The organism is Paenarthrobacter sp. NPDC057355 (assembly GCF_042667405.1).
GTDB lineage: Bacteria > Actinomycetota > Actinomycetes > Actinomycetales > Micrococcaceae > Arthrobacter.
Map to the genome: position 1 here is coordinate 1 of NZ_JBHVAL010000008.1, position 26,006 is coordinate 26,006.

Sequence of the window (26,006 nt, forward strand, 5' to 3'; positions counted from 1 at the left end):
ACAACAAAATCCATAACGGACCTTTCCCCGCCCCGCGTGCCAGGCCACAAGCGACACACAAACTGTCACACAACAGCCTGACACACAGGGAATTTGCGGGCGCGCTCGCAGGCTTCCCGCGAACTGGGCAGAGCCACCCATCATCCAAGGGCCCGCAGGATGCGTTCCTTGAAGGCCCGTTCCTGGAACAAGTCCTTCCACTCGATCCGAATGAAGCGCCAGCCATCTTCCATGAGTGCCTTCTCACGCCGGCGTTCCTGGAAGATGACCTCTTCCGTCGGCTTGTAGTCGAAGTACTTGGTTCGCCCGTCAAACTCCAAAGCCAGCTTCACGTCTTCCCAAGCGAAGTCCATGCGATGGTGGCCAATCCGGGTTTGAACCTCAAATTGCGGCTGAGGGGGCTTGATGCGCAATCTCTGCATCAGGTCACGGGTGAGCGTCTCCCCAGCGGACTCGGAGCGCGGATCCGCGTTCTCCAGTGCCTTGCGCAGCGTTCGGATACCCCGTTTGCCGCTGGAGGCCGCCGCCATGCGGGTGAGCATTTGGATGTCCGCGCCCAATCGCAGCCCATGGTCCATGATCACCAGTGCCTTTGGATAGCTGAGTATTCTCGCGCAGTCGAACATGGTGCGTTCCAGCGAGGTCGCCCGCAGCCCCCGAACCATCACCACCTCTTCTTCGGAAAAGCTCTCCGTGTGTCCCTTGACGTCCTTGCCCCAGCGGTCCGAAGAAGGCCTGACTGCGGAAAGCACATGGACCTTGTCGTCGACACCCCACACGAACAATCCATGGAGCCGTGCCGCAGAGAGGTGGCTGTACACGAATCCGCCCGACGACGTCGTCAGCGTGCCATGGGCGTGCGCCACGATGCGCTCCATCGCCTGCCGCCGAGGACCCAAGGCGTTCCACTTGCTGGTGCGGATGTAGCAGCCGTATCTCAGCCGCCGCATTTCCCCCGCGTCCACCATTGCCTTGATTCTTCGAGCGTTTAGCCCGAAACGGAGTAGTTCATCGGTTCTCCACAAGTAGCCGCGCGACGGCAGCGCCAAGACGGGCGTGACCGCAGTTGCTGACATCGATTCCATCGGTCCAGCATCACCGGGGCCCGGCCTGCCCTGGTAGAGCGGAGCGTCGCTATGTGGATAGCCACCCCGAAACAACGGGAACCCTGCGAAACCGCCTGCAACTTTGCGGCGATTGCGCACGCTTCCCTCGAAGTGGGGGAACAAGCCAACGCTGCAGCGTACGGTTGAAACAGCGGACGACGTCGACCACGAGTTGCCGGGTCACCTCACCGAGGTGCCCCGAACCGCTGAACTGCAACACTTTTGGGGAGTGAACATGGCAGAAGAGAAGAGCACCAGGAATCCGCCGAACCTGGGATTCCTTGCATTGCAGGAGACTGCCTGGACCTTGGGCGTCATAGCGATGGTCCTCAACGCAACGAACCGTGGCTTCGACTGGATCTGGATAAGCCTGCTGGTCTGCTGGCAAGCGTCCATCCTCTGGGGCTTCGTAAAGCTCCGCCGCGCACAAACCGCCTAAACACCCAAAGACTCCGCAGTCACTTCGCCGGGAGTAGCCAACCGGCCGGACGGCAAACATCCGCAAGCGTGCGTCAAAGCGACGAAGGAGCAGCACGCGGAGGATGTGTGCCGTCCGGCAGCATCGAAGCCCTACGCCCCCACGAACTCGTCGGACTCCTCAAACTCCACGGCCGCGATGATTTCCTTGGTTTCGGGGTGGATCATGAAGGCCTCCTCGTCGTCCTCGATCATGAGGTAGTCGCCGTGATCGGTGGAGAAGTGCCAGGCGAGGGTCTTCACGCCGTCGTGCTCGTAGTTCGGATCGCCCATGGTGATCTTCTCCAGCGCAAAGCCGGCCACATCGCACAGCTCGCGGATGATGACCTCGAACTCGGGGGCGTTGAGAAGGGCTTCCTCCTCGGCCTCCGCCTGTCGCAGGGCCAGATCCGGGATGAGGGCGACGCGCGCCGCGATGTGTGCCTCGATCTCTTCGTCGGAAAGAATCAGCAGTTCGGACTGGTCTCGGAGGTACACGGCGTTGAGATCGATGATGTCCTCCTCCTCGAGCAGGGCCTCGAACTCACCGTCGAGTTCTTCAAGGGCCACAACGGCCGCGACGGGCGTCTCGGACTCAGCCAACTCGCCGTCAAGGTAGGTTTCGGCTTCGTCCTCCGTCAACTCATCAAAAGCTGAGGCGGTGCGGTTAAAGAGCTCCAAGTGGCGGAGAGCGCCCATGGCTTCAAGGCCCGCACGGACATAGGCATCAACCTCTTCACGCTCTGGAGCGGTAAACACATACTGCGCGAACCCGCCGGAGAGTGCCTGGGTCAGGTAGAAGTCCACAAAGTAGCTGTTGAGCGCAGCCGGCGCGATCTCGTCGCTGTTGAGGAGCTCGGCGTACATCTCATTCACAACATTGACGTTGGAATCCACGACATCGGCGTTGCCTGCTTCCAAAGCGGTCTTGTTCAGGACGACGGGGTATTCGTTGGTAGTCATGGGAAATCCTCACTGCTGAAAGCTGATGGTGCTCCGGACACCTACAAAGTACGCGTGGCAATGGCGTCGCAATCGAGGTGGAGGTTAACGGTGGGCGAAGTTTGGGGGCCGCTGCAGGCTGACTAAGATTGAGCAGATAACCTCCTGCCGAAAGTAGCCCGACGCATGCCGTCCCCCACAGACGAATCCTGGGAACTGGCCATTCAGACTCCAGCCATCAACGACCGCTCCCTGGCGGCCGGACTGGCGTATGCCATGGGCAGCCGGGTGAGCGGCATTTCCTTCGATCCGGCTACCGGGCTCCTGTTGGGCAAGGTCCGCGGCAGCGGTCCGCAACCCTATTCGACGTCGGCCAAACTGGTCCGCAAACCGGCCGGCTGGAGCTGCACTGTGGGGATCTGTAGCTGCCCGGTCCGCAAGGACTGCAAGCACGTGGCGGCCCTGCTCTTCACAGCCGAAGACCACCCCACCATCCGCGCCCAGCTCCTGTCGCAGGCGCCCGGCATCCAGACGGCCAGACCTTCTGACATCGGCTCAGTGCGTCCGGCCTGGGAACAAGCCCTCAACAGGCTGATCGCCAAGCCCGGCACTGCGCCCACCGCTGCTGGAATCCCCCTGGCTCTCCAGTTCGAAGTGGAGGAACCGGCCGCACACTTCTCCTACACAGGACGGCGCGACCCCATGCGCAGCGTCCGCCAATTGAAGGCACGCCCGGTCATGATGGGTGCCAAGGGCAAGTGGATCCGCGGCGACGTGTCCTGGAACAACCTGAGCTATGTCAGTTTCCGGCGCGAATTCAACGAAGTCCACGTCGAGTGGCTTCAGACTTTCCTGGCAGCGCACGGTTCCAGCAACGGCCGGCAACAGCCCTCGGGCGCGATGTGGCTGAGCCTGAACGACTTCGCCGCCAAGAACCTGTGGGCCCTCCTCGATGAGGCGAAAAAGGCTGGCCTCCCGCTCGTCCACTCCGCTGGGAGCGAGCCTGTCCGCGTCGAGGCCCAACCCGCCGTCGTCGGACTCAGTTTGGCGCGACTGGACGCGAACGGAACCGAAAGCGCAACGCACGACGGCGGCCTGGAACTTGCGCCGTCCGTCACCGTAGGCGGGGAGGCCGTGGATCCCGGGACCTTGGGTTTCCTGGGTAAGCCGGCCACCGGCATCTTCTTTACCCATTCCGGCGAAACGCTGCCCGGAGTGCCGCAGCAGAACAACCTGATCACCCTTGCCCCGATTGAGGGTGCCATCAGCGACGAGCTGCTGGAGTTCGTCACCGAGGGGCAGACGCTCCAGATCCCCGCCGAGGACGAGAGCCGCTTCCTCACCTCGTTCTACCCGAAGCTGCGGCAATCCACGCCCGTGCAGGCCGCCGACAAGTCCGTGGAGCTGCCCACGCTGGCCGTGCCGACGCTCTCGCTCCTGGCCAACTACGGCAACGACCACAAAGTCCGGCTGCACTGGGAATGGCACTACACCTCGGGCACGCTCGTCACCGCCCAGCCACTCTGGCGGCATCCGGACGACCGCGGCTACCGCGACGACCCCGAAGAAGCCCGCATCCTGGAGTCGCTCGGCCGGCCGTGGGACTTGGTCCCTGCGCTCGCGGAGTCGGCAACGGGAGGATGGGGCGCCCCGCGCCTGGCTGCGACCGCGGAACTGGGCGGCCTGGACACACTGGCCTTCACCGAAGAGGTCCTTCCCGCCCTCAAGGAACTGCCCGACGTCGTGGTGGAAACTTCCGGCGACATCGCTGACTACCGCGAGGCTGAAGAAGCCCCGGTGGTGTCCATCTCCACCAAGGAGACCGCAAGTGGGGACTGGTTCGACCTCGGAATCGTGATCACCCTCGAGGGCGAGCCCGTCTCCTTCGCGGCCGTCTTCTCCGCGCTCGCCGCCGGCCAAACCCGCATGCTCCTGCCCAGCGGCGCGCACTTCTCCTTGGACCTGCCCGAACTGCACCAGCTCCGCGCCCTGATCGACGAAGCCCGCTCGCTGCAGGACAACCCGGACAACAAGGACGGCACCCTTCAGATCAGCCGCTTCCAGGCCGGGCTCTGGGATGAGCTCGCACAGCTCGGAATTGTGAATGAACAGGCCGTCGCCTGGCGCGAGGCCGTTGGCGGACTGCTCGACGACGGCGTGACCGGGCTGCCGCTGCCGGCCGGCCTTAACGCTGAGCTGCGTCCGTATCAGCTGGAGGGTTTCAACTGGCTCAGCTTCCTGTACAAGCACAGCCTCGGAGGCGTGCTGGCGGACGACATGGGCCTGGGCAAGACCGTGCAGGCGATCGCGTTGATGTGCGCGGCCAAGGAGCTGGCCGTGTCCAGCGGCAATGACAGGGCTCCGTTCCTGGTTGTGGCTCCTACCAGCGTGGTGAGCAACTGGGCCTTGGAGGCACAACGGTTCGCTCCGGGCCTGGTGGTGCGCACGGTTTCGGAAACCTTTGCGAAAAGCGGGCTGCTGCCCTCGGAGGCCATGGCGGGCGCCGACGTCGTCATTACTTCCTATGCCTTGTTCCGGATCGATTACGAGGCCTACGCCTATTTCCAATGGGCCGGACTGATGCTGGACGAGGCCCAGTTCGTGAAAAACCACCAATCCAAGGCGTACCAGTGCGCACGGAAATTGCCTTCCCGGTTCAAGCTGGCCATCACCGGCACCCCTCTGGAAAACAACCTCATGGAGTTCTGGGCGTTGACGTCCATCGTGGCTCCGGGTCTGTTCCCGAGCCCCAAGAGGTTCGCCGAGAACTACCAAAAGCCGGTGGAGAAAAACGGTGACTCGGCGCAGCTGGGCAAGCTCCGGCGTCGTGTGCGTCCGCTGATGATGCGCCGCACCAAAGAGCAGGTCATCAAGGACCTGCCGCCCAAGCAGGAACAGGTTCTCGAAGTCGTGCTGAACCCGCGGCACCAGAAGGTCTACCAAACCCACCTGCAGCGTGAGCGGCAGAAGATCCTGGGGTTGATCGACGACGTCAACAAGAACCGCTTCACGATTTTCCAGTCGCTGACGTTGCTGCGGCAGCTGAGTTTGGATGCGTCGCTGGTGGATTCTTCGCTGTCAGGTGTCCGGTCATCGAAGCTCGATGTGCTGTTCGAACAACTTGAAGACATCATCTCCGAGGGTCACCGGACGCTGATCTTCAGCCAGTTCACCGGTTTCCTGGGCAAGGTCCGCGAACGGCTGGATTCCGAGGGCGTGGAGTACTGCTACCTCGATGGCAGCACCCGGAACCGTGGCGATGTGGTCAGCGAGTTCAAGAACGGCACTGCGCCGGTGTTCCTGATCTCGCTCAAGGCAGGTGGCTTCGGCCTGAACCTGACCGAAGCCGACTACGTTTTCCTGTTGGATCCGTGGTGGAACCCGGCATCCGAAGCCCAGGCCGTGGACCGCACCCACCGCATTGGGCAAGCGCGGAACGTCATGGTCTACCGGCTGGTGGCCAAGGACACCATTGAAGAAAAGGTCATGGCGTTGAAGGCCAAGAAGTCGCAGCTGTTCGCGGATGTGATGGAAGGCGACGCGTTGGCCGGCGGCTCGTTGACTGCGGAGGACCTGGCAGCGCTGTTCGCGGAGTAGGGGCGGGTCACGTTTTCTTCCCGGCGGGCGGAGCCGCGGTGATATCCCCGCGCTCCCCGCCCTTGACGACCGTGATGGCCACGTCCTCCTCGACGCTGAACAGACGTTGCCCGACGCCGTTGACGTAGACCCAGACACCACTGCCATCCGGCATGACATTCACAACCACACCTGCATCAAAAGCAGCACCAGGTTGCTTAACCTCGACTTCGTCTCCCGGCACGAAGTATTCCCATGCCTTGTAGTAGCGCACCGGCAAGGCCTCCGGATCCGACATCACGAACACAGTGCTGTTTTCCACTGGTAACCGTTCCCCCTCACTTTCCCGCTTAACTAGCAGTGAGGGGAGGGGCCAGATCGTGACGGGCGGATCAGTCGTCCAGCCGAACACCCCGCAGCAACAGCATCGTCCCGCCCACGGCAACCGCCGATGCCAGGAACACTCCGGCCGCTCCCAGACCCACGGCCACAACGCCGATGGCACTGGGCAACAGCACTTGTCCCACACGGTTTCCGGCCAGCCTCAATGCCAGTGCGCGCCCGCGTTGACCGGCCGGGGCCTGAGCGGAAAGCCACGACATCGTAAGCGGCTGACCGATTCCCAACCCGAGGCCCAGGAATGCCATGACCACGAACAACAGCCAACCGGGCATCGGAACCGCCGCTACCGCAAGGGCGATGGTGGAGACGGCCAAGCTCAGCACCAGCAGCCGCATCCGGCCCAGCTTGCGGGACATGCTGCCCAGTCCGATCCGCGAAACCATGGAAAACAGTGCGCGGACGGTCAGCATGAGACCCACCGTGGCGGCGGACAGTCCGCGCTCGGCGCCCAGCGCGGGGAGGTAGACGACGGTCAGGTCGACGACGGCCAGAACGGTGGCGCTCGTGGCGAGAGCCCGTACGACGCCGGGCGTCTTCAGCAGCGCGATCGCACCACCCTTGGGCGCATTCTTTGCTTTCGGCTTGCTGTTCCGCCCGCTGACACGGCGCGAAACAACGAACGTGGTCAGGAACAACACCAGGCTCATGCCAACCGACAAGATAAAGATCGCTTGCGTGTTCGGGTGCACCGAAGCCCCGCCCACCACGGAGATCGCCAGCGGGCCAAGAGCCTGCCCCAGCGACGCCGCGAACGTCAGATATCCGAAGGCCGAGTCCAGACGGGACGAGGCCGCATTGTTCGCCACCACCGCCTGCTGCCCCACCACACAGGCCAGCTGTCCCGCGCCCAGGAGTGCCGTTCCGGCCACCAACGCAGCCACTGACGTCCCCCAGAAGAGCAGGAACAACGAACAACCAAGAACGACGGCGGACCCGATCGCCATCAGGCGACGCTCACCCAACCGGTCCACAAGTCCGCCAATCGGCAGCGCGAGCAGCAACGGGAAGACAGCGTAACTGGCTGCCAGGACGCCGAGAGCGAAGGCCGGGACGTCGAGTTCCAGTGCCCTGTAGGTGGCAGCTGGCCGGACCAGGAAAGTCACTGCTTGTATCAGTGCCGAGTGGATGAGGAGTGCTGTAGACGAACGGCGCCCGAGTTCGCCGATCATCGAACGTCGAGACCTTGCTGTGAAATGACCCGTAAGGTTTCATCGCGGGCACCAATGACGTGGTCGAAAGCAATCCGGCCCGCCTTTTCAGCATCCTTGGAAGCAATGGCATCCACCAGCAGCCGATGGTTGGCAAGTGCTTCGTCGCGCCGTTGGGGAGCGTTGTTGGTGAAGTATCGGTAGCGCTCCACGTGGCTGGAGATTTGCCCGTGAAAGCGTTGGGCCCAGGAGTTGCCGGCGATCCTGGCGATGGCAGCGTGCAGAGCTACCCCGTACTTCATCGCTTCATCCGCGAACTCCACCAGCGCTGCGTTGCGGGCCACGATCCCGCGAAGTTCTTCGAGGTCTTCCGCGGTGGCGTTGGCGCACGCTTCCTGGGCCATCAGGGATTCCAAGGCGGCACGGACGTCGTACAACTCTGAGATGGCTTTTTCGTCGAGCACCGGAACCAGCACTCCACCGGTGGGTTGTTGCTCCAGGAGGCTTTCAGAGATCAGCCTGCGGATCGCTTCCCGCAGTGGGGTCCGGCTGACCTGCAGCTCGTTCGCCATGGCGGGTTCATAGATGCGCTCCCCGGGCTTGAGTTCCAGGCTGAGGATTCGCCGTTTGAGCTCGCTGTAGACGAGGTGCGCTCCAGTGTTCCGGGCTTGTGAGTCTGCCAATGCTGCCGCCGTAAAGAGAAGGTGTACTTGTATACATCTATACACCATGCTGCGCCGAGTGATTGTCCGCCCCGCCCAGGGTCCCGCCTACTGCACCACGTCAAACCCTCCGTCACGTCCCATTACCTTCCCTGCGACCCTCGATCACTTGCTTCAAGAAAGTGCGGGAGCGATACGCCCAAGGCACGGGGATGTGCCAGAGGGTGGCAGGGAAAAGAAAAACGCTCCCCCACCGGCAGCTCCGGAAGAGCACTGGTGAGGGAGCGTCGGAACGCTTGGGGTTACTGTCCGGCGGAGCAGAGCTGGCCGAACTTGGCGCCGGCCTCTTGGAAGGCTTCGGTCAGTTCACCCATCCGGGCTTCGTCCGGGGTCTCTTTGGCTTGCTCGTCCAGGTATTCCAGGATGGCGGTGACCACTGGCTTCATTTCGTCAGATGCCACCGGCTCGATGGGTCGGACGGCGTTGGCTGCACGGTTCGACAGGGTCTGGCTCGGGACCTGTGAGATGCCGCCGGCCGCGGCGACGTTCACGCGGTCGCAGGTTTCCTTGGTGGTCAGCTGCTGCTGAGCGGAACAGGCGGAGGCCGAGACAAGCAGCCCGGCAGCGATCAGGACAGTGGTGAGTTTCTTCATGGTTCCCTCAGTGGTCGACGTCCCTTTGATTGTAAACAGAGCTGGGCCAAGCCCACGCATCGGCGCCACCTTCTCAGCGGGCTAGCTGGACGGTGGCGCCGTCGAACCACCGGTGGACCGGTTGGCTGAGAGGCTCACGCACGACGGCGTCCAGCAGTTCCGCTGCGGCCCTTCCGTACTCGCGAGGTGCTAAATCGATGGCGCTGATGAGCCGGTTTCCGACCTCAAGATGGGCCGCTCCTGCGAGCGACGCGACGTCCAGATCCCTGCCAAGGGAGAGATCGCGGCCCTCCAGGACTATCTGGCACTGCGCCGCGTGTCCCTGCGCGCCGCAGACCAATGCGTCGGCACCTTCCACGTCCACTGCCTCGGTGATGGCCGCAACCAAGTCCCGTGGAGATGCATTGGCTCCAACTTCCAGGACCCTTGCGGATATCCCGTTCCTCAAGCACCAACGAGTGAATGTTGCGCGCGTGTCCACGGCCCAGGACGAGGCGATGGCATCGTCCACCGCGAGCAGCACCGGATTGCGTCGGCCCCTCATCAACAGATGATCCAGCACCTCGGTCTGCAGTTCCGCGTGATGGGCTTCGAGTGTCGCCTGGATACCGTTTTCGCCCGGGCCGGAGTACCTGCCGACGCTTACAGTGGGGATGCCCTCCGCCAGCATGGTAGCCACCAATGGTTCCCCGGGTGAGGGGTCGATAGCGATCGCGCCATCCACTTGGAAGGCTCTTTTGGGGGTCAGATCCCGGGCGAAGAGTGTCACGTCGTAGTCAGCTGCGGCCGCGCCCTCGGTGACGCCGAAGGCAAAGTCCATGTAAAAAGCAAGACTTCGCGCCACTGGCGGAACGTACAGGCCGATGGTGCCGATCCGGTTCACGCGCAGGCTGCGGGCCGCCCGGTTGGTGACGTAGCCGAGGCGTTTTGCTGTTTCCTGGATGAGTTGGCGCTTCTCGTCGGAGATCCGGCCGGTTCCACCGAGCGCGCTGGAAACTGTCGTTTTGGAGAGGCCAAGCTCGCGCGCAATGTCCACTATTGTCGCCCTGCTTCTCGCCATTCCTCCATCCTAGGCGGACGAGCACATATAACCCTTCACTGGAATCCTCCGGCCAAATTTTCCCTTGACAACGGGCGATGTGACGGCGGACACTGGAATTGCGGGAACGTTCCCGCAAACTTCAAACCCTCATCATCCGGCCAATGATGCTCCGGAAGAAACGGATCCCCAATGTCCCTCGTCGTCTCAGCTTCGGATCGCCGACGCTACATCCGGAGAGCGATCTTCGCCTTCGACCTCCTGATCTTGCTCGCCCCACCTATCCATTGGTTCTTCGGCAATGGCGGCGCAATGTCCGTCTGGTATTTCCTTGGGGCCAACGCCCTGGTCACGCTGTCCTTGTTCGCCCTCTGGATGACAAGCAACAAGGAAGAGGAGGATGTCCGATGAACATGATGATCGGTTACGGAGCGATCCTTCTCTTCACTCTCCTGGTTGTTGTTGTTATGAACCGCAGCAAGCGCGGGGACTCGTCCCTGAGCGAATACGCAACGGGAGGCAGGTCCTTCAACTCTTTCTTCGGCACCATGGCCTTCCTCAACACCTGGATCGCGGGTACGGTTTTTATTGCTTTTGCTGGACTGACTGCCAGCGCGGGAGTCATCGGGTTCTACTCACTTTCCTACTCGTTGCTCAGCGTGGTGTTGATGTTCTTCCTGGGCACGCCCGTCAACAAGTGGGGCCGAATCCATGACTTGCGTACGCAAGCGGATCTTCTTGGCCTCCGCTACAACTCCCGCACGGTCCGGGTCATTGCTGCAATAATCGGCGTTGTTGCCTCCATCCCATGGGTGGTGCTGGGCATGCAGTCCCTCGGCTTGGTTTTCTCCACGCTGTCATTCGGAGCCGTTTCCCCCTATCTAGCGGTGGTGATAGGTGTCCTCTTCATCGCAGCCCGCCAAATCTGGACTGTCCGCCTTGGGACCCGCGGGCTCATCATCAGCGACATGGTCCAAGGTCTCTTCGCGTATGGAATCGGCTTCCTTCTGATCCTTGGGCTGCTCGTGTGGTTGTTCACCAACGGACACGGATTCGGCGAGGTATCCCCTGCCTTGCTCCTTTTGCCCGGCCCGGACAGCCCGGCGGGTCCGCTCTACCTGTTCTCCTTGATGTTCACGGGCATGATGGGGGCCTGGTGCTGGCCTGATCTTTTCGTCCGGATGTTCAGCGTGAGGACCCCTCGCACCGTGCAGAAATCAGCCGTCCAGGCCGCCCCGATCATGCTTCTCTTCTCCGGCGCACTGACAACGGCTTGCCTGCTCGCATCCAGCGTGCCGGGGGTAGCCGACGCTCCGGATACTGTGTGGTTCACGCTCGCCGGCGTTGGTGGTGCGGTGGGCATCGCCGTGGCAGGCGTGTGCGTTGTTGCCGCGACCATGGGCAATGTTGGAGCAAACCTCCAAGCCGTCGGAACCCAAGTTGTCAACGATGTCATCGGCGGCCGGGGCAGGGAGCGTGTGGAGTCCTCAAAGGGCGCAAAAATCGCGGTCGCCGTCATCACTGCGATCTCCGCGGGTGCAGCGCTTCTCATGGCAAACCAAGTTTCAGGCCTCATCGCCATCGCTTTCGTGTCCTACCAGGCCGTCTGCCAGCTCGCACCCACTCTATTGCTTGGAATTTTCTGGAGACGCGGCACTGCTGCCGCCGCTACCGCTTCCATGGTCACCGGAACCCTTACAGCTGCGGTCCTGGAGATCATGTACCCCAGTCCACTCTCGATTCCGTGGCTCGGCGGGCTGACCTCCGGAGTCGCCGGACTGATCGTCAACCTCGCCGTCTACTTGGCGGTTTCCCTCATCAAACCGGCCCCGGCAGCCGAGCAGCAACGAGTCAACACACTGTTCGACGACCTGAAGAGGACACCAAATATCCAACCGGCGCCCCACACCGCCGACGATCACGCCAGCGCATAAGCAACCGGCCAATCACCCGACCCGCGTTCCCAGCTTCAAGGAGAAATCCCGTGACAACCGCGGATGCAATCGTCTTCGCCAAGACCATCCACACGCTCGATCCTGACAAACCAGCCGCCACCGCCCTTGCGATCAAAGGCGGCCGGATTGCCGCCGTCGGGGACTTTCCGGAGATTCAGCCGCACCGCGGCACCTCCACAGTGATCCACGACTACGGCGATGCAACCATCGTCCCTGGCCTCAACGACAGCCACACACACGTTGTATTCGGGCTCGATTTGGTCCGGGGAATACAGCTGACCGACATCGGTCCCCTCGCTGAAGTCCAGCGCGTGGTGGCAGGCGCGGCATCAACTGCTGAGAAGGGAGGGTGGGTTACTGGCTGGGGCCTTGACCCGAACAACTTCACCAACACCGGCTTCAACGGCAGGCTCTTCGATGAATTTACCGGCGACTGGCCAATGTTCCTGCGGATGCGTGACGGCCACTCGGCAATTGTGAACTCCGCCGCTCTTGCCGCGGCCGGGATCACGGGGGCCGTGGACTTTCCCGACGAGTCAGTCGTGGAAGTCGACGACGACGGCGTCCCGACCGGTTACCTCGTCGAGTTCAGCGCCATGGACCTTGTAACGAAGGCGATGCCGAAGGAGACCTTCGAGGTCCGCGCCGAAAGGCTGGCCGCGTTGCTCAGGGCGATGGCCGCCGTCGGAATTACATCCACGCATGTTATGGATTTCGCCGATGGCTCCGGCGAACTGGCCGCGCATCTTGAATCCAACGGTGAGTTGCCACTGAGGTTGCGGTTCTCGCCGATGATTAATGCCGGCGCTTCGATGGCCGAGCTGGAAGAAGCCGCCGCCCTGCAGGGAACAGGCGGAAGGCGTTGGCGGGTGGAGGGCGTGAAGTTCTTCATCGACGGAACCATCGACAACGGCTCCGCCTGGCTGGAAAAGCCGGACATCTACGGCGAAAACAGGGAATCGGTGTGGACTGATCCGGAGGATTTCCAAAAGGCGCTGCGGTTCTTTGTTGAACGCGGGATACCGACGGCCACGCATGCCATCGGCGACCAAGGCGTGCGGTATGTCCTGGAAGCCTTGGAAGCTGCCGGCGACGCCCGTCACTTGGCCGCGCACAGGATCGAGCACATCGAAACCATTCCGGACGATCTGGTGGAGCGGTTTTCGGAACTGGGAGTCGCCGCAAGCATGCAACCCGTGCACGGAACCCACCACACCCGGGCCGACCGGACCGACAACTGGTCGGTGCGGCTCGGAGAGGAGCGCGCCTCGCGGGGTTGGCGCTGCCGGGACCTTCGGGAAGCAGGGGTAATTGTGGCCCTCGGATCCGACTGGCCGATCACCCCCTTCGACCCGAGGGCCATGATGGCGGATTCCATTCTTCGCCGCCCTGTTGAGCGTCCGGATGTGGTGCCGGTCCAGCCCGAACAAGCACTCACATCGCTCATGGCATTGGAGGGGTACACCACCCACGCTGCCGCGGCTGCAGGGCTTGGCTCGGAAATGGGAAGCATCTCCGTGGGTAAATTGGCTGATCTCACCATTTTCGAGCACGACCCGCTGATGGTTGCGCCCGAGAAACTTGCCCGGACTTCCGTGGTCGGGACGTTTGTAGGTGGAGTGCCCACCCAGTGACCGCGTCAACGGGACCCAGCGGGCTGCCCTAGGCTGGGGGACATGGCGATCATTCACAAAGCAACCCTGTCCCCCACCAAGCTCGAACTCATCGCTGACTACCTGCCCACGCAGCCGTGGTTCATCCAGGACGGCGCTCCGGAACTCATCGGCGCCTACCGCTTTGACGATCCCGCGGGCGAGGTCGGCTTGGAAACACACGTCGTGGCTGCGGGCGAGCGGATCTACCAGGTTCCCCTCAGCTACCGGGGCCACGAGCTGGGCGGCGCCAACGAATGGCTGATTGGCACCATGGAACACTCGGTCCTGGGCAAGCGCTGGGTGTACGACGCCTGCGCCGACCCGGTCTACGTCAAGGCCCTCGCCACGGCCATCCTCACCGGCCAGGAAGAGGCGGCCTTGATGGTCGACGGTGAGCCCGAGCCCCGGCCCAGCAGCGTCACAGTCAAAGGCAGCGGAACGCTCGACGGCGGCCTGCCCGCCTTGAGCGCGTCGGCGCCGGTATCGGGCAGCGGCGTGACAATCATCGACGCCGGCGAGCTCCGGTTGAAGGTGACCCGCGTTCTGGACGCAGCGGCGGACACATCTACAACCACGGGTGCAGCACCGGAACTTCACCACGAGCTGGTCCTCAACGGACAGTGGGCCGGCCTGGAGAAGCCCGTGGAGTTGGCCTCCGTGATCCGGAACTAGGTTCCGGGGTCGCCTCCTAAGGGCCTGTTGCCTGTCGGGCCCACGGCGTAGGCTGGCTCACGGGGCCATCTACTCCGATAGGGGTGCACAAATGTACAAACCGCAGAACATCTTTGCCGCTGCGCAGGACCTTGCCCAGGAATGGGTAAACCACGCAACAGAGGGAACCAGCTCACAGACCGATGCCGTGGTGCGGTGGGCCTTGGCCAGGATCAATCATGCGGATGTCCCGTCGGTGGTCCACGGCGTGATGCTCACTCTCACTGGTAACAAGAAGACTGCCAAAGCGGCCCAGCGCACCGCCGCCAAGGCCGTGAAGCGGGCAACGCGCACTCTGTCCCGCCAAACCAGGAAGCAACCAAGCGGTCCGCGGGGTCTGGTGATCGCCCTGCTGGCAGCCCTTTTCGGAGCCGGCGTCGTTCTGGCGTGGCGGACGATTATGCCTTCCGGCGAGCCTGAGCCCGCGAAAAGGGCAGATGGGTCCGTTCAACCTCCCGTGCCGCCGGTTCCCTGAAGCGCTGGCGCCCGCACAGCTACCCGGAAGCGTCCCCGCCGCGCTTGGCGATGCGCCGCCGCAACGAAGATCCGGCAAGAAGCAAGTAGGCTCCTGAACTGGCCAAAAGGAATCCCACCACGCCCAGTACCACCAGCTGGGTGATGATTCCCACGATCACCATCACGAAACCGCAAACGACGGCGAGGACTCCACCTGTAGTGCGGGCCATCGCTCCGCGAAGGCGGCCTGACTTCAGTTCAAGGGCAAGGTCTGGATCCGTTGCAACCAGGTCCCGCTCCAGCTCTTCCAAGCTCCTGCGCTCTTCATCCGACAAGGACACCGGAATCTTCCTCACCACACGAGCAGGGTCGCCATCCCGGCACTGCTGCTCACCTACCGGCACGGACGCTGCTTGCCGTGCTTTGCCTTCATTATCTTCCCGATTGTCCCTTCCAGCTACTGCCCTTCCAGCAATGTCCGCAACTGTCCTTCACCAGCTGTGAACCCGCGCGCATACTGGGGATATGAGCGACAGGGATGACTTTCTGGCATGGGTCAGGTCCGCTTTGTATGAAGCAGAATTGGCCCTTCATAACGGCGACGCGGCACCACGCCGGGTGCTGTGGTCCCGGAAAGAGCCCGTCAGCGTGCTGGGGGCCTTCCGCAATGCTTATGGGCAGCAGGAACTCAATGAACTCTTTGAAGCACTGGGCGCCAGCTTTTCCGACTGCACGTCCTACGAGTTCGAGCTCCAGGCCTACGACGTCATCGGGGACATGGCGTACACGGCAGGTTTGGAACACACCTCAGCCACGCTGAATGGGACCCCACGGACCTACACGCTCAGGGCAACCCAGGTGTACCGCCGCGAGAATGGCGAGTGGAAGGTAGCCCACAGACACGGCGATACAGTGGCAGACTGAGAGGGAGTTCTACTCTCTTTTCGGACAACGAACCACTGATCGGAAGGTTCCTCTTCCCATGGCCAAAAAATCCACAGTCACGTCCAAATCCACAGTCACGTCCACTCCCGTAAAAACCGTCCGCGTTCCCAGGAAACGTTCACGCGGGCGCACGCTCTGGCTCATCGCTGCAGGACTCGTTGCCGGCATCGCAGGCGGAGTCTTCGCTGTCAGGATGCTGGTGCCGCCCGGCGAACCCGAACCGGTTCGTAACCCTGAACCCCAGCCCGGTGAATTCCTGCCCAGGGAAGAGCCGGTGGAAATCTCAACGAGGATGCGCCCGGGAGAGTGGACCGAGGAGTCCCTTCAGGCGCACGTTGAGGACTATCGGCGCCGGATCAGGGAGATGGGTGCAAAAGAATCGCAGATCGTCACCAACGTGGAGCGCACGGAGACGGGTGCCGCCCGGGTGGTGGTCAGTTGGGACCGGACCCGGGATTAGCTCCCCGTTCGTACAGTTCTTCGCCCAGCCGCGGACGCCATACGACGACGGCCTGGGACCTGCCGCGCGGGCGCTGGCCCCGGGCGAGGCTCACCACGTCTCCGGCGGCTCCGGCCGCGAAGATCCTGGTGTCAACAGGCGTCCGGCGCCGCGACAGTTCCTCGGTCAGCTCAGCCACCCGGTACTGCAGGGCGGCTACCTGGTTTTCGAGGTCAAGAATGCGTTTAATGCCTTCGAGGGAAACTCCGGACTGTGAGAGGCGTTGGACCTCCCGCAGCTTGTTGACATCGTTTTGCGAATAGCGACGGGACTTGCCCGGCGCACGGCTGGGCGAGACGATGCCCAGCCGGTCGTACTGGCGCAACGTCTGCGGATGCATGTCGGCAAGCTCCGCAGCAACGGAGATGACAAATATCGGCTGGTTGACGTCGATTGCCATGACGTTCTCCTTACAACCGGGCCTTCGCGGCCAGGTCGTGACGCGGGTTGGCGTCAGAGGTGGCTGCAGCGAAAGCCTTCACGGCTTCTTCCGCTTCTTTGTTCAGGTTTTGGGGTACGGCGACGTCGATGGTCACCAGCAGGTCGCCGGTCGCCTTCGATGTCTTCACGCCGCGGCCCTTCACCCGCAATGTGCGGCCAGCGGGGGTGCCCGCCGGAACACGCAACTTGACGGTGTCGCCGTCGAGCGTTGGAACCTCAATGGTGGCGCCAAGCACCGCTTCCGCGAACGTGACCGGCACGTGGATGCGGATGTTGTCGCCGTCGCGCTGGAAGAAATCATGGGGTTTGACGTTGACCGTGATGATGAGGTCACCGTTTCCGGCCGGGCCAACGTTGCCCTTGCCGCGCTGGCGTACCTTCTGGCCGTCCTTGATCCCCGCGGGAATCTTGACGTCGATGACGTTCCCGTTGCTCTCACGAAGGCTCACCGTGGTGCCCTTGATGGAACCCGCGAACGAGATAGTGGTGGACGCGGTGCGGTCCGAGCCCTTCTGCGGTGCGCGCTGGAAGCCCGTGGGGCCACCACCGAATCCGCCGCCGAAGAGGTCAGCGAACTCAGGCGGAATACCGCCGCCCTGCGGCTGACGTGCCCCGGCTCCGCCGCCGAACAGGCCACCGAACAGGTCCTCGAACCCACCGTTGGCCCCGGCTCCGCCACGCCCTGCCCCCGGTGCGAACCGCGCGCCGCCACCCATGGCCCGGATGGCGTCATACTGCTGCCGGTCCTCGGGACTCGACAACACCGAGTAAGCCTCGGAAATGTCCTTAAACTTCTTCTCCGCGACTGCATCCCCGGCGTTCGTATCGGGGTGGTACTGCCGGGCAAGCTTGCGGTACGCCTTCTTGATGTCAGCGTCGGACGCGTCCTTGGCAACACCAAGGATCGCGTAGAAATCCTTTTCAACCCAGTCCTGGCTGGCCAAGAGCGTTTCCTTTCGTTGTGGGAACGAGATGGCAGTTCATGGCAATGTTTCGGTCAAACACTGTCACGAACTGCCATCTCGAAGGGTACTAAGCGGGAACCGCGACGATAACCTGGGCTGCGCGGAGGACACGCTCGCCTGAGCGGTATCCGGAGCGCAGCACTTGGCTGACAGTGTCAACCTGGATGTCTTCGCCGGGCTGCTGGATGAGTGCTTCGTGGATGGTGGGATCGAATTCGACTCCCGTGTCCGCGATGCGTTCCAGTCCGTACGTCTTGAGCGCGTTCTCCAGCTTGGTCGCGATGGCGGCGAAGGGACCGCCTTCGAGGTCACCGTGCTGGCGAGCGGCGTCGACGTCGTCCAGTACCGGGAGCAGGGAGTTCAGGACGCCTATGACGGCCATCTCCCCTGCTACGGCGCGGTCGCGCTCGACGCGCTTGCGGTAGTTGACGTACTCAGCCTGGAGGCGAAGGAGGTCGTTGCGGAGCTCCGCTGCCTGGGCTTCGGCTGCCGCACCGGAGGCCACCGACTCTTCAGCCGGCACCTCTACCCCGTTGAGGATTTCCTCAGCCTGGGAGAGGGCGTCGCCGTCCGTCGGAGCCGCGTTGCCTTCGGCACCCGCTTCGCCCTGGGGGTGGCGGGCGGCCCCGGTCTCCGGGTCAACCTTGCGGTTGTCCCGGATAACCGGCTTCTGCTGGCCCGATCCCTCGTTGGCGCCGCGCTCGTCAGAGTGCTCTGCTTCGTTGCCGTGATGAGGCATGGCTACTTCTTCGCTTCGTCTTCGTCGATGATTTCGGCGTCAACGATGTCTTCGTCGTTGGCAGCCTTGTCACCTGCAGGAGCACCTTCGGCACCGGCACCCGGAGCGTCAGCTGCGGCGGCCTGCGAGTAGATGGCTTCGCCGAGCTTGGTCTGGGAAGCCTGGAGCTTCTCGAACGCCGTCTTCACGGCTGCGTCGTCGGTGCCTTCCAGAGCGGACTTGAGGGCGTCGACGTCGGCCTTGACCTCAGTCTTGACCTCTTCAGGCAGCTTGTCGTCGTTGTCGGCGATCAGCTTCTCCACGGAGTAGGCGAGCTGCTCAGCGGAGTTACGGGTGTCCGTAGCTTCGCGGCGGGCCTTGTCCTCTGCAGCGTGCTCTTCGGCTTCGCGGACCATGCGGTCGATGTCGTCCTTGGACAGTGCCGTGCCACCGGTGATGGTCATGGACTGCTCCTTGCCGGTGCCCTTGTCCTTGGCGGACACGTGGACGATACCGTTGGCGTCGATGTCGAAGGTGACCTCAACCTGCGGAACACCACGAGGTGCCGGAGCGATGCCCGTCAGTTCGAACGTGCCCAGCGGCTTGTTGTCGCGGGTGAATTCGCGCTCGCCCTGGAAGACCTGGATGGCCACGGACGGCTGGTTGTCGTCGGCGGTGGTGAAGGTCTCGGAACGCTTGGTCGGGATGGCCGTGTTGCGCTCGATGAGGTGCGTCATGACGCCACCCTTGGTTTCGATACCGAGGGACAGCGGCGTGACGTCGATGAGGAGAACGTCCTTGCGCTCACCCTTCAGGACACCGGCCTGCAGTGCAGCACCAACGGCCACAACTTCATCCGGGTTGACGCCCTTGTTGGGTTCCTTGCCGCCAGCGAGTTCCTTGACGAGCTCGGAGACAGCAGGCATACGGGTGGAGCCACCGACGAGGACGATGTGGTCGATGTCGGAAACCTTGATGCCGGCTTCAGCAATGACGTCGTGGAACGGCTTCTTGGTGCGGTCCAGCAGGTCCTTGGTGAGGTCCTGGAACTTGGCACGGGTCAGCTGCTCGTCCAGGTGGACCGGGCCGTCGGGGGTGACCGACAGGTACTGGAGGGAGATGTTGGTGCTGGTCGAGGAGGAGAGTTCCTTCTTGGCCTGCTCGGCAGCTTCGCGAAGACGCTGCAGGGCGATCTTGTCCTTGGAGAGGTCGATGCCCTTGACCTTGAGCTGGCTCAGGAGCCATTCGACGACGCGGTTATCCCAGTCGTCGCCACCGAGACGGTTGTCACCGGCGGTTGCGCGGACCTGGATGGTGGAGAAGTTGTCTTCGTCCTTGCCAACCTCGAGGAGGGAGACGTCGAATGTTCCGCCACCGAGGTCGAAGACCAGGATGAGTTCGTCTTCCTTGCCCTTGTCCAGGCCGTAGGCCAGGGCGGCCGCGGTGGGCTCGTTGACGATGCGGAGGACGTTGAGGCCTGCGATTTCGCCGGCTTCCTTGGTGGACTGGCGCTCGGCGTCGTTGAAGTAGGCCGGAACGGTGATCACAGCGTCGGTGACCTTTTCGCCCAAGTAGCTCTCGGCGTCGTTCTTAAGCTTCATGAGGATACGCGCGGAAATTTCCTGCGGCGTGTACTTCTTGTCATCGATGGCGACGGTCCAGTCGGTGCCCATGTGGCGCTTGACGGAGGCGATGGTGCGATCGATGTTGTTGACGGCCTGGCGCTTGGCGATTTCGCCAACCAGGACCTCGCCGGACTTGGAGAACGCGACGACGGACGGCGTGGTGCGGCCGCCTTCTGCGTTGGCGATGACGGTGGGCTCGCCACCTTCAAGAACAGAGACCACGGAGTTGGTTGTTCCGAGGTCGATACCTACTGCACGTGACATATCTTGTTTCCTTTCAATGACCGATGTTGACGATTGCGTCCGGCCCGCAGGGGTCCGCTGCTGCGGCCTTGCTGGTTCGGGAGCCTGCTCAACAATCGCCTAGTTGAGCGTTCTGCACTCAACTGTACTCAGCCTCAGAAGGATGTCAATCCAAAGTTGAGTCGAGTACGCTCAACCTTGTCGGCCGGACCGTCTACTTGCCCGTGTTTGCAGGGATTCCGCTGCCCTTTTCGCTCTGGGTGAACTGATCCGGGGGCTCCGGCTTATACACCCAGGCCACCAGCACCACCGAGATGATCATCAGCAGGAACCACGCCAGGAGCTTGTCGATGGACACCGCCTGCCAGCCCGCCAGCTGGTTCGGATACAGCCACGCCCGCGACCACGTGCCGATGTTCTCCGCGAACCAGATGAACAATGCCACGAGCAGGAACGACACCAGGATCGGCATGCGGAACCGCTTCCGGAACACCCTGAAATGCATCACGCACCGGCCGTAGACAAGCACGACGGCGGCAAGCAGCACCCAGCGAAGGTCAAGGATGTAGTGGTGCGAGAAGAAGTTGACGTAGATCGCGCCGGCAACCAGGGCCGTGATCCATCGCCGCGGGTAGCGGTCGAAGCGGAGATCGAACAGCCTGAACACCCGGACCATGTACGAACCCACGGCGGCGTACATGAATCCGCTGAACAACGGCACGGCGCCGATCCGGAGCACCCCTTCAGCGTCGTAGGCCCAGGACCCAACGTCCGTCTTGAACAGCTCCATCACGGTCCCCACCACATGGAAGAGCAGGATCACCCGGAGCTCGCGCAATGTCTCCAGTTTGAAGCAGATCATCAGGACCTGGATGACGACGGCGGCAATGGTCAGGAAATCATTGCTGGCCAGGCCCGCGTTGGCGGGATACCAGAGCCGGACTCCGATGATCGCCGCCAGCAGCAGGGCACCGAATACGCAGGCCCACGCCTGCTTCAGGCCGAAGACCACGAACTCGGTGAGCCGCGCGCGGAGCTTTCCCCCGGAGCGGTCCAAGTAACGGTGGGCGGCTTGGTCGATCGCCTGCTCCACCGATGTGGAATTACGCATGGGGCTCCCCACTGTCCACAGCAAGTTGCCGCAAGTAGTAGTCCCGGGGCCAGTGCCGCACCCGCTGCGGCAGCCGAGGGTAGACGCGCCCCGCAGCCCTCATGACCCGGTTGAACCTGCGGGTATGGCCGGGGCTCCACTCGAAACCGTAGGCGTCGCGCACATGGCCGGGCAGCAGGCCGGCCGTGAGGAATCGGGCCAGCGGCATGGCCAGCCGCAGCAGCTGCGGACCCCCGGAAGGATGGAGCAAATCCCGGGCAACACCCAACGCCCTGGCGTCCGGCTGCAGCGCGGCCACCTCGGCATTCCAATACTGAGCGAAGGCGTTCCGGTCCCGTGGCCACATGCTGGCCGGGAGCTGCAGGGCAGTCCCGATCCGGGCGTATTCGCGGTAGATGCGGTCGGCGGCGTCGTCGTCGAGCGGTCCATGGACCTGTTCATAGACGGTGACGGCAGTGTCGTACAGGGTGGCGACCACCCACAGCTGGGATGCGGCGTCGAAGGCACTGTAGCCCGCGGACGAATCATCGGCTCCCCGGCGGACAGGAGCGTGGGCGCGATTCACGGCTCGGCGGACAGCCTTCAATTGTTCGTCGGAGCCGTAAACCACCGCATAGACGTAGGTCATGGTGGCGCGGAGCCTGTCCATGGGACGTTCGGCGAAATTGCTGTGCTCCGCAACGCCGTGACCCACTCGCGGATTGGCGATCTGCAGGAGAATCGCGCGTCCCGCACCGGCCAGCAGCACGCCCTCCGCGCCGATATCCGCCAATCCCCGAACCATCCGAATACTCTAGCGCCCTTCCCTTAGAGCCCGGCCACACCCTCAAGCACTGCCAGCTGGTGCTCGAACAGCTCGTCGCGGGCCCTGAATGTGTCTGGACCGTACTGACCGAAAACCTCGAAACTGATAGCGCCAAAAATTGAGGTCCACACGAGCACGCCGCGCGCCAGGGACGACTCCGCGACCGTGAGGTTCAGTTCGGAGCGGATAGCCTCCAGGTCCGCGGTCAGCGCCGGAGGAATCACGACGTCGGGACCCACCTCCGCGTTGAGCGCCCCCGCTCGCTGGGCTGCGTCAAAGATGCCCACCAGGCGGAAAATCACCCGGGTTCCCGGGACGGTGGTGCGCTCCCCCGGAGCCTGGTATCCGGGCACGGGGCTGCCGAAGAGGAGGGCGTAGCTGGCGGGCTCCCGGATCGCCCACTGCCGGACTGCACGGCCCAACGCCCTGAACTGCCCCGGAAAGTCCGCCTCCGGAACCGCTGCCACGGCTGCATCCACCTCGTCACCGAGCTCGTTGTAGCCGTCGATCAGCAGGAGGGTGAGGAGTTCGTCGCGGTTCTGGACGTAGCGGTAGACGGCGGAAGACACGACGCCGAGGTCCCTCGCCACGGCACGCAGGGACAAGGCGGCCGCGCCATGGATAGCCAAATGTTCCCGGCCGATCCTGACGATATCCACCAGCGTTTGGGCGCGGGCGCGTTCCCGTGGAGTCGCGGCCTTGGGCCTGGGGGTTTCGTTGGGTGCCATGCTTCCAGCTTGCCACAAGAGAGAGCGCCGTCAACATTCGAGAGCAGTGCTCTTGACATTCAACCAAACGGTCGCCATTCTGAATGAGAGAGCAGTGCTCTCTCATTCAATCCAAGCAAGCCCAGAAAGAGGCCACCATGTACGTTGTCACAGGAGCAGGACCCGTCGGATACACCATCGCCGAACAACTGGCGGAGCAAGGGCACAGGGTGCGGGTGCTGACCCGCTCAGGAAGCGACCCGGAACATCCCCTCGTGGAAAAGAAGCGCGTGGACGCCTCCGATCCCGCGCAGCTCAACGAAGCGGTGGCAGGAGCATCGGCCATCTTCCACTGCATCCACGGATCCGCCTACCGCGCCGCAGCGTGGGCCGCCGAACTCCCCCAGGCCGAGCAAGTGGTGATGGACGCAGCGGCGGCCGCGGGCGCCGTCGTCGTCTTTCCTGAAAGCCTGTACTCGTACAGCGAGCCGGACCGAATCATGACCGAAGCGGGCCCGCGAGCAGCCAGCGGCGGTAAGCGCGGCATCCGGACCTCCCTGTTGAACGCGCGCCAGGCCCACGCGGCGAACACCGTGAGCGTGGTGGCAGGCGACTTCTACGGCCCGCTCGTGAAGATGGCCCACGCCGGCGAGCGCATGGTCACGCCGCTCCTGGCGGGCAAAGCGGTGCAGGTCATCGGGAGCTCGCGCCAGCCGCATTCGTTTACTTATGTTCCCGATCTGGCCGCCGCCATGATCGCTGCGGCCAGGAAGCCGGCGCTATGGAACACTGTCCTGCACGCCCCCACCGGGCCAGCCATCACCCAGCGTGAGATGGCGGCAGCGTACGCCTCAACCGCCGGCGTTGCTGCTCCGAAGGTAAGCGCCGTGCCCGGCTGGGTGCTGCGGACGGCTGGCTTCTTTTCCACGGACATGCGGGAACTGGCCGAGCTGCTGTACCAGTTCGAGCGGCCATTCGTGATGGATTCCACGGAAAGCCAGCGGCTCCTGGGACTCGAACCGACTCCCCTGCCGGAGGCAGCCGCAGCTACCGTGGCATGGTGGCTGCAAGCCGCCCGGCAAACCGATCAGGCCGCTTAGCCCTGGCTGATGTCGGCTCAATGGGTTTGTGGCATCCTGGCCCTTGGATTCCAGTGACTACGCGGAATTGCGGGAGTAGCCTAGTTCCAGTTGAAGTTGTGGATCTCTGTCCGGCTGGGGTTTCTGCCGTGGGCCATGTGCATGCGTCGCTGTCCGACCTTCTGGGGGTACTTTCCAATGCCGTCGCTCCCCAACACGTAAGGTTCGACGACGGGTCCCCCACTGCCTTTGTTCCGCCGCCTGACGCTCCCGTTACGGTCCGCGCCGTCGCCCTTACCCGGGTGGGAAGGTCCCGGCGGGATGGACCTGTCCTGGACCTCGAATTGAGGGTGGCCGTGGAATGCCATGGACCGGAACAGCTGGACAACATGGAGCAGCTCCTCCTGGCGGTTGAGCTCCACACGCACTACTCAGTGGTGTCCAATGGGGAGTTCCGGCTTGAAGAGTACTCCAATGCCATTCAGCAGGGGCTGGGGTTCATGGTCCGCGTTCCGGTGGCACTCCCCTTTGAGGAACCCTCGGATCCCCCCTTCCGTGAGCCGGTCGCCGGGAACGCCAATGCCGGACGCAGGATCAGCGGGCGGTTGGTGGACGCGCACAACAAGGGCATCCCTGACGCCTATATCCATGCGCACTCATCTGCCGTAGCCGTGGTCAGCGATGCCACCGGGCATTTCGAAGTGCTGGCGTCCGCTGACGACCTTCAGCATTTTGCCGTTGCCGTGGGCGGCACGGAACGGGAAGTCTCGGCGACCACCCGTAGCCTTCCCGTGATTATCCGCTGGGTTTAGGGGATCACTTTCCGGAATGGTTTGCCCGCCGGTGCCCATGCCATGAAAAGATCAACCATGCGTCCCATGCAGCACTCCAGCAAACTACAGAACGTCCGGTACGAACTCCGCGGACCCATCCTCCAAGCAGCCAAGGCCATGGAAGCCGAAGGCCACCGCATCTTGAAGATGAACCTTGGAGACACGGCACCGTTCGGGCTGGAGGCGCCGGAGTCTGTGGTGGTGGACATGATCCACCACATCCGCGGTGCGCAGGGCTACAGCGACTCCAAGGGGATATTCTCCGCACGCACGGCGATCTCGCAGTACTACCAAACGCGCGGACTGATGAACATCGGCGTCGAGGACATCTTTATCGGCAACGGTGTCAGCGAGCTCATTTCCATGACCCTGCAGGCCTTCATGGAGAACGGCGACGAGATCCTTATCCCGGCGCCGGACTACCCCTTGTGGACCGCCGCCGTGACGCTCACCGGCGGCAAGCCCGTGCACTACCTCTGCGACGAGGACGAAAACTGGTGGCCGGACATGGCCGACGTCGAAGCCAAAATCACGCCCCGTACCCGCGGAATAGTGATCATCAATCCCAACAACCCCACTGGCGCCGTATATCCACGGCACATTGTGGAGCAGTTCGCGGCCCTCGCCCGAAAGTACGATCTGGTGCTCTTCTCCGACGAGATCTACGAGAAGATCCGTTACGTCGATGCCCCGCACATCCACACGGCCTCCGTCGCGGACGACGTCTGCGTGCTGACGTTCAGCGGCTTGTCCAAGGCCTACCGGATGCCCGGTTACCGTGCGGGGTGGGTTGCGGTGACGGGACCCTTGGCTGCCACTGCCGCCTACCGTGAGTCCTTGGAACTGCTGGCGTCCCTGCGGTTGTGCGCCAATGTGCCAGCGCAGCACGCAATCCAAACCTGCCTGGGTGGCTATCAAAGCATCGAAGCGCTCATCGCACCGGGTGGACGTCTGCGGGAACAGCGTGATCTGGCATGGAAACTCCTCACCGCTATCCCAGGAGTATCCTGCGTTCCTGCTGCCGGAGCGATGTACCTCTTCCCGCGCCTTGATCCGGAGATCTACCCCATCGCATCGGACGAGAAATTCGTCCTCCAGCTCTTGCAGGAACAGAAGATCCTGGTGTCACACGGAACGGCCTTCAACTGGCCAACTCCGGACCACTTCCGTTTCGTGATCCTCCCTGCAGTTGGGGACATCGAGGAAGCCGTACGCCGGATCTCGCATTTCCTCGCCGCGTACCGGAACCGCCCGGCGGAGGACTGACCGGAACC

The 26,006-nt window shown here is 63.1% G+C and carries 27 protein-coding genes; 12 read left to right on the top strand and 15 right to left on the bottom strand.

Features of this window, described 5'->3' with window-relative positions:
• Window positions 1-140 precede the first annotated feature (140 nt).
• Window positions 141-1,076 carry a hypothetical protein gene (locus ACFUOZ_RS10930; RefSeq protein ID WP_377548197.1) on the bottom strand — a complete coding sequence of 312 codons (936 nt, stop codon included), beginning with the start codon at window positions 1,074-1,076 and terminating at the stop codon, window positions 141-143.
• Between the two features lie 121 nt (window positions 1,077-1,197).
• On the opposite strand from ACFUOZ_RS10930, the gene ACFUOZ_RS10935 reads away from it, so the two are divergent.
• On the top strand, window positions 1,198-1,545 hold the full coding sequence (locus ACFUOZ_RS10935; protein WP_377547833.1) for a hypothetical protein: 348 nt from the start codon (window positions 1,198-1,200) through the stop codon (window positions 1,543-1,545).
• 131 nt (window positions 1,546-1,676) lie between these two features.
• On the opposite strand, the gene ACFUOZ_RS10940 is transcribed toward ACFUOZ_RS10935, so the two are convergent.
• Window positions 1,677-2,525, bottom strand: a complete 849-nt coding sequence (locus tag ACFUOZ_RS10940; protein WP_377547835.1) for a hypothetical protein — start codon at window positions 2,523-2,525, stop codon at window positions 1,677-1,679.
• 165 nt (window positions 2,526-2,690) lie between these two features.
• On the opposite strand from ACFUOZ_RS10940, the gene ACFUOZ_RS10945 reads away from it, so the two are divergent.
• On the top strand, window positions 2,691-6,101 hold the full coding sequence (locus tag ACFUOZ_RS10945; protein ID WP_377547837.1) for an SNF2-related protein: 3,411 nt from the start codon (window positions 2,691-2,693) through the stop codon (window positions 6,099-6,101).
• A 7-nt stretch (window positions 6,102-6,108) separates the two neighbouring features.
• On the opposite strand, the gene ACFUOZ_RS10950 is transcribed toward ACFUOZ_RS10945, so the two are convergent.
• The 5 genes from ACFUOZ_RS10950 to ACFUOZ_RS10970 form a co-directional block, all read right to left on the bottom strand.
• On the bottom strand, window positions 6,109-6,402 hold the full coding sequence (locus ACFUOZ_RS10950) for a hypothetical protein (protein WP_377547839.1): 294 nt from the start codon (window positions 6,400-6,402) through the stop codon (window positions 6,109-6,111).
• Between the two features lie 70 nt (window positions 6,403-6,472).
• The gene (locus ACFUOZ_RS10955; RefSeq protein WP_377547841.1) at window positions 6,473-7,651 is read right to left on the bottom strand and encodes an MFS transporter; all 1,179 of its coding nucleotides are present in this window, start codon (window positions 7,649-7,651) and stop codon (window positions 6,473-6,475) included.
• Window positions 7,648-8,313, bottom strand: a complete 666-nt coding sequence (locus ACFUOZ_RS10960) for a GntR family transcriptional regulator (protein ID WP_377547843.1) — start codon at window positions 8,311-8,313, stop codon at window positions 7,648-7,650. Before ACFUOZ_RS10960 ends, ACFUOZ_RS10955 begins: the two co-directional genes overlap by 4 nt.
• 281 nt (window positions 8,314-8,594) lie before the next feature.
• A complete protein-coding gene (locus ACFUOZ_RS10965; protein ID WP_377547845.1) occupies window positions 8,595-8,945 on the bottom strand; it encodes a hypothetical protein in 351 nt (116 codons plus the stop codon).
• Between the two features lie 73 nt (window positions 8,946-9,018).
• Complete coding sequence (locus ACFUOZ_RS10970) at window positions 9,019-10,005, bottom strand: LacI family DNA-binding transcriptional regulator (RefSeq protein ID WP_377547847.1); 987 nt, start codon at window positions 10,003-10,005, stop codon at window positions 9,019-9,021.
• Between the two features lie 171 nt (window positions 10,006-10,176).
• Here ACFUOZ_RS10970 and ACFUOZ_RS10975 point away from each other — a divergent pair, with 171 nt between their 5' ends.
• From ACFUOZ_RS10975 to ACFUOZ_RS10995, 5 genes are all read left to right on the top strand, one after another.
• The gene (locus tag ACFUOZ_RS10975; protein ID WP_377547849.1) at window positions 10,177-10,395 is read left to right on the top strand and encodes a hypothetical protein; all 219 of its coding nucleotides are present in this window, start codon (window positions 10,177-10,179) and stop codon (window positions 10,393-10,395) included.
• On the top strand, window positions 10,392-11,918 hold the full coding sequence (locus tag ACFUOZ_RS10980; protein WP_377547851.1) for a sodium:solute symporter: 1,527 nt from the start codon (window positions 10,392-10,394) through the stop codon (window positions 11,916-11,918). Before ACFUOZ_RS10975 ends, ACFUOZ_RS10980 begins: the two co-directional genes overlap by 4 nt.
• 50 nt (window positions 11,919-11,968) lie before the next feature.
• Complete coding sequence (locus ACFUOZ_RS10985) at window positions 11,969-13,573, top strand: amidohydrolase (protein WP_377547854.1); 1,605 nt, start codon at window positions 11,969-11,971, stop codon at window positions 13,571-13,573.
• Between the two features lie 42 nt (window positions 13,574-13,615).
• Complete coding sequence (locus ACFUOZ_RS10990; RefSeq protein WP_377547856.1) at window positions 13,616-14,266, top strand: hypothetical protein; 651 nt, start codon at window positions 13,616-13,618, stop codon at window positions 14,264-14,266.
• Window positions 14,267-14,357: 91 nt separating this feature from the next.
• A complete protein-coding gene (locus tag ACFUOZ_RS10995) occupies window positions 14,358-14,780 on the top strand; it encodes a hypothetical protein (RefSeq protein WP_377547859.1) in 423 nt (140 codons plus the stop codon).
• A gap of 19 nt (window positions 14,781-14,799) precedes the next feature.
• On the opposite strand, the gene ACFUOZ_RS11000 is transcribed toward ACFUOZ_RS10995, so the two are convergent.
• Entirely contained in the window at window positions 14,800-15,102 is a 303-nt protein-coding gene (locus tag ACFUOZ_RS11000) for a DUF3040 domain-containing protein (RefSeq protein WP_377547861.1), read from the bottom strand.
• Window positions 15,103-15,286: 184 nt separating this feature from the next.
• Between ACFUOZ_RS11000 and ACFUOZ_RS11005 the strand changes: the two genes are divergently transcribed.
• Window positions 15,287-15,685: a nuclear transport factor 2 family protein gene (locus ACFUOZ_RS11005; RefSeq protein WP_377547863.1), complete on the top strand. Its 399-nt coding sequence runs from the start codon at window positions 15,287-15,289 to the stop codon at window positions 15,683-15,685.
• A 58-nt stretch (window positions 15,686-15,743) separates the two neighbouring features.
• Entirely contained in the window at window positions 15,744-16,166 is a 423-nt protein-coding gene (locus ACFUOZ_RS11010) for a hypothetical protein (protein ID WP_377547866.1), read from the top strand.
• Here ACFUOZ_RS11010 and ACFUOZ_RS11015 read toward each other — a convergent pair.
• The 7 genes from ACFUOZ_RS11015 to ACFUOZ_RS11045 form a co-directional block, all read right to left on the bottom strand.
• Window positions 16,141-16,605, bottom strand: coding sequence for a heat shock protein transcriptional repressor HspR (locus ACFUOZ_RS11015; RefSeq protein ID WP_377547868.1), 465 nt, complete (start codon window positions 16,603-16,605; stop codon window positions 16,141-16,143). The two genes, ACFUOZ_RS11010 and ACFUOZ_RS11015, sit on opposite strands and share 26 nt — an antisense overlap.
• A gap of 10 nt (window positions 16,606-16,615) precedes the next feature.
• A complete protein-coding gene (locus ACFUOZ_RS11020; RefSeq protein ID WP_377547871.1) occupies window positions 16,616-17,590 on the bottom strand; it encodes a DnaJ C-terminal domain-containing protein in 975 nt (324 codons plus the stop codon).
• Window positions 17,591-17,678: 88 nt separating this feature from the next.
• Entirely contained in the window at window positions 17,679-18,350 is a 672-nt protein-coding gene (locus tag ACFUOZ_RS11025; RefSeq protein ID WP_377547873.1) for a nucleotide exchange factor GrpE, read from the bottom strand.
• A gap of 2 nt (window positions 18,351-18,352) precedes the next feature.
• Window positions 18,353-20,218 (bottom strand): molecular chaperone DnaK, encoded by a 1,866-nt coding sequence (gene dnaK, locus ACFUOZ_RS11030; RefSeq protein ID WP_377547876.1) that lies wholly within the window; start codon window positions 20,216-20,218, stop codon window positions 18,353-18,355.
• Window positions 20,219-20,411: 193 nt separating this feature from the next.
• A complete protein-coding gene (locus tag ACFUOZ_RS11035; protein ID WP_377547879.1) occupies window positions 20,412-21,308 on the bottom strand; it encodes a DUF817 domain-containing protein in 897 nt (298 codons plus the stop codon).
• Window positions 21,301-22,092: an oxygenase MpaB family protein gene (locus ACFUOZ_RS11040; protein ID WP_377547881.1), complete on the bottom strand. Its 792-nt coding sequence runs from the start codon at window positions 22,090-22,092 to the stop codon at window positions 21,301-21,303. The genes ACFUOZ_RS11035 and ACFUOZ_RS11040 overlap by 8 nt, the downstream gene beginning before the upstream one ends.
• A 23-nt stretch (window positions 22,093-22,115) precedes the next feature.
• Entirely contained in the window at window positions 22,116-22,841 is a 726-nt protein-coding gene (locus tag ACFUOZ_RS11045) for a TetR/AcrR family transcriptional regulator (RefSeq protein ID WP_377547883.1), read from the bottom strand.
• Between the two features lie 137 nt (window positions 22,842-22,978).
• Here ACFUOZ_RS11045 and ACFUOZ_RS11050 point away from each other — a divergent pair, with 137 nt between their 5' ends.
• From ACFUOZ_RS11050 to ACFUOZ_RS11060, 3 genes are all read left to right on the top strand, one after another.
• Window positions 22,979-23,920: an NAD-dependent epimerase/dehydratase family protein gene (locus ACFUOZ_RS11050; RefSeq protein ID WP_377547886.1), complete on the top strand. Its 942-nt coding sequence runs from the start codon at window positions 22,979-22,981 to the stop codon at window positions 23,918-23,920.
• A gap of 128 nt (window positions 23,921-24,048) precedes the next feature.
• Window positions 24,049-24,711 carry a hypothetical protein gene (locus ACFUOZ_RS11055; protein WP_377547888.1) on the top strand — a complete coding sequence of 221 codons (663 nt, stop codon included), beginning with the start codon at window positions 24,049-24,051 and terminating at the stop codon, window positions 24,709-24,711.
• A 57-nt stretch (window positions 24,712-24,768) separates the two neighbouring features.
• Window positions 24,769-25,998: a pyridoxal phosphate-dependent aminotransferase gene (locus ACFUOZ_RS11060; protein ID WP_377547890.1), complete on the top strand. Its 1,230-nt coding sequence runs from the start codon at window positions 24,769-24,771 to the stop codon at window positions 25,996-25,998.
• Window positions 25,999-26,006: the final 8 nt, after the last annotated feature.

What these genes read in the sequence shown, in the direction of transcription:
- ACFUOZ_RS10940 (WP_377547835.1), bottom strand. Translation starts at nt 2,525, where the DNA reads ATGACTACCAACGAATACCCCGTCGTCCTGAACAAGACCGCTTTGGAA.
- dnaK (WP_377547876.1), bottom strand. Translation starts at nt 20,218, where the DNA reads ATGTCACGTGCAGTAGGTATCGACCTCGGAACAACCAACTCCGTGGTC.
- ACFUOZ_RS11060 (WP_377547890.1), top strand. Translation starts at nt 24,769, where the DNA reads ATGCGTCCCATGCAGCACTCCAGCAAACTACAGAACGTCCGGTACGAA.
- ACFUOZ_RS11010 (WP_377547866.1), top strand. Translation starts at nt 15,744, where the DNA reads ATGGCCAAAAAATCCACAGTCACGTCCAAATCCACAGTCACGTCCACT.
- ACFUOZ_RS10945 (WP_377547837.1), top strand. Translation starts at nt 2,691, where the DNA reads ATGCCGTCCCCCACAGACGAATCCTGGGAACTGGCCATTCAGACTCCA.
- ACFUOZ_RS11040 (WP_377547881.1), bottom strand. Translation starts at nt 22,092, where the DNA reads ATGGTTCGGGGATTGGCGGATATCGGCGCGGAGGGCGTGCTGCTGGCC.
- ACFUOZ_RS10965 (WP_377547845.1), bottom strand. Translation starts at nt 8,945, where the DNA reads ATGAAGAAACTCACCACTGTCCTGATCGCTGCCGGGCTGCTTGTCTCG.
- ACFUOZ_RS10970 (WP_377547847.1), bottom strand. Translation starts at nt 10,005, where the DNA reads ATGGCGAGAAGCAGGGCGACAATAGTGGACATTGCGCGCGAGCTTGGC.
- ACFUOZ_RS10990 (WP_377547856.1), top strand. Translation starts at nt 13,616, where the DNA reads ATGGCGATCATTCACAAAGCAACCCTGTCCCCCACCAAGCTCGAACTC.
- ACFUOZ_RS11025 (WP_377547873.1), bottom strand. Translation starts at nt 18,350, where the DNA reads ATGCCTCATCACGGCAACGAAGCAGAGCACTCTGACGAGCGCGGCGCC.
- ACFUOZ_RS10955 (WP_377547841.1), bottom strand. Translation starts at nt 7,651, where the DNA reads ATGATCGGCGAACTCGGGCGCCGTTCGTCTACAGCACTCCTCATCCAC.
- ACFUOZ_RS10980 (WP_377547851.1), top strand. Translation starts at nt 10,392, where the DNA reads ATGAACATGATGATCGGTTACGGAGCGATCCTTCTCTTCACTCTCCTG.
- ACFUOZ_RS10930 (WP_377548197.1), bottom strand. Translation starts at nt 1,076, where the DNA reads ATGTCAGCAACTGCGGTCACGCCCGTCTTGGCGCTGCCGTCGCGCGGC.
- ACFUOZ_RS11005 (WP_377547863.1), top strand. Translation starts at nt 15,287, where the DNA reads ATGAGCGACAGGGATGACTTTCTGGCATGGGTCAGGTCCGCTTTGTAT.
- ACFUOZ_RS11015 (WP_377547868.1), bottom strand. Translation starts at nt 16,605, where the DNA reads ATGGCAATCGACGTCAACCAGCCGATATTTGTCATCTCCGTTGCTGCG.
- ACFUOZ_RS10995 (WP_377547859.1), top strand. Translation starts at nt 14,358, where the DNA reads ATGTACAAACCGCAGAACATCTTTGCCGCTGCGCAGGACCTTGCCCAG.
- ACFUOZ_RS11045 (WP_377547883.1), bottom strand. Translation starts at nt 22,841, where the DNA reads ATGGCACCCAACGAAACCCCCAGGCCCAAGGCCGCGACTCCACGGGAA.
- ACFUOZ_RS10975 (WP_377547849.1), top strand. Translation starts at nt 10,177, where the DNA reads ATGTCCCTCGTCGTCTCAGCTTCGGATCGCCGACGCTACATCCGGAGA.
- ACFUOZ_RS11050 (WP_377547886.1), top strand. Translation starts at nt 22,979, where the DNA reads ATGTACGTTGTCACAGGAGCAGGACCCGTCGGATACACCATCGCCGAA.
- ACFUOZ_RS11035 (WP_377547879.1), bottom strand. Translation starts at nt 21,308, where the DNA reads ATGCGTAATTCCACATCGGTGGAGCAGGCGATCGACCAAGCCGCCCAC.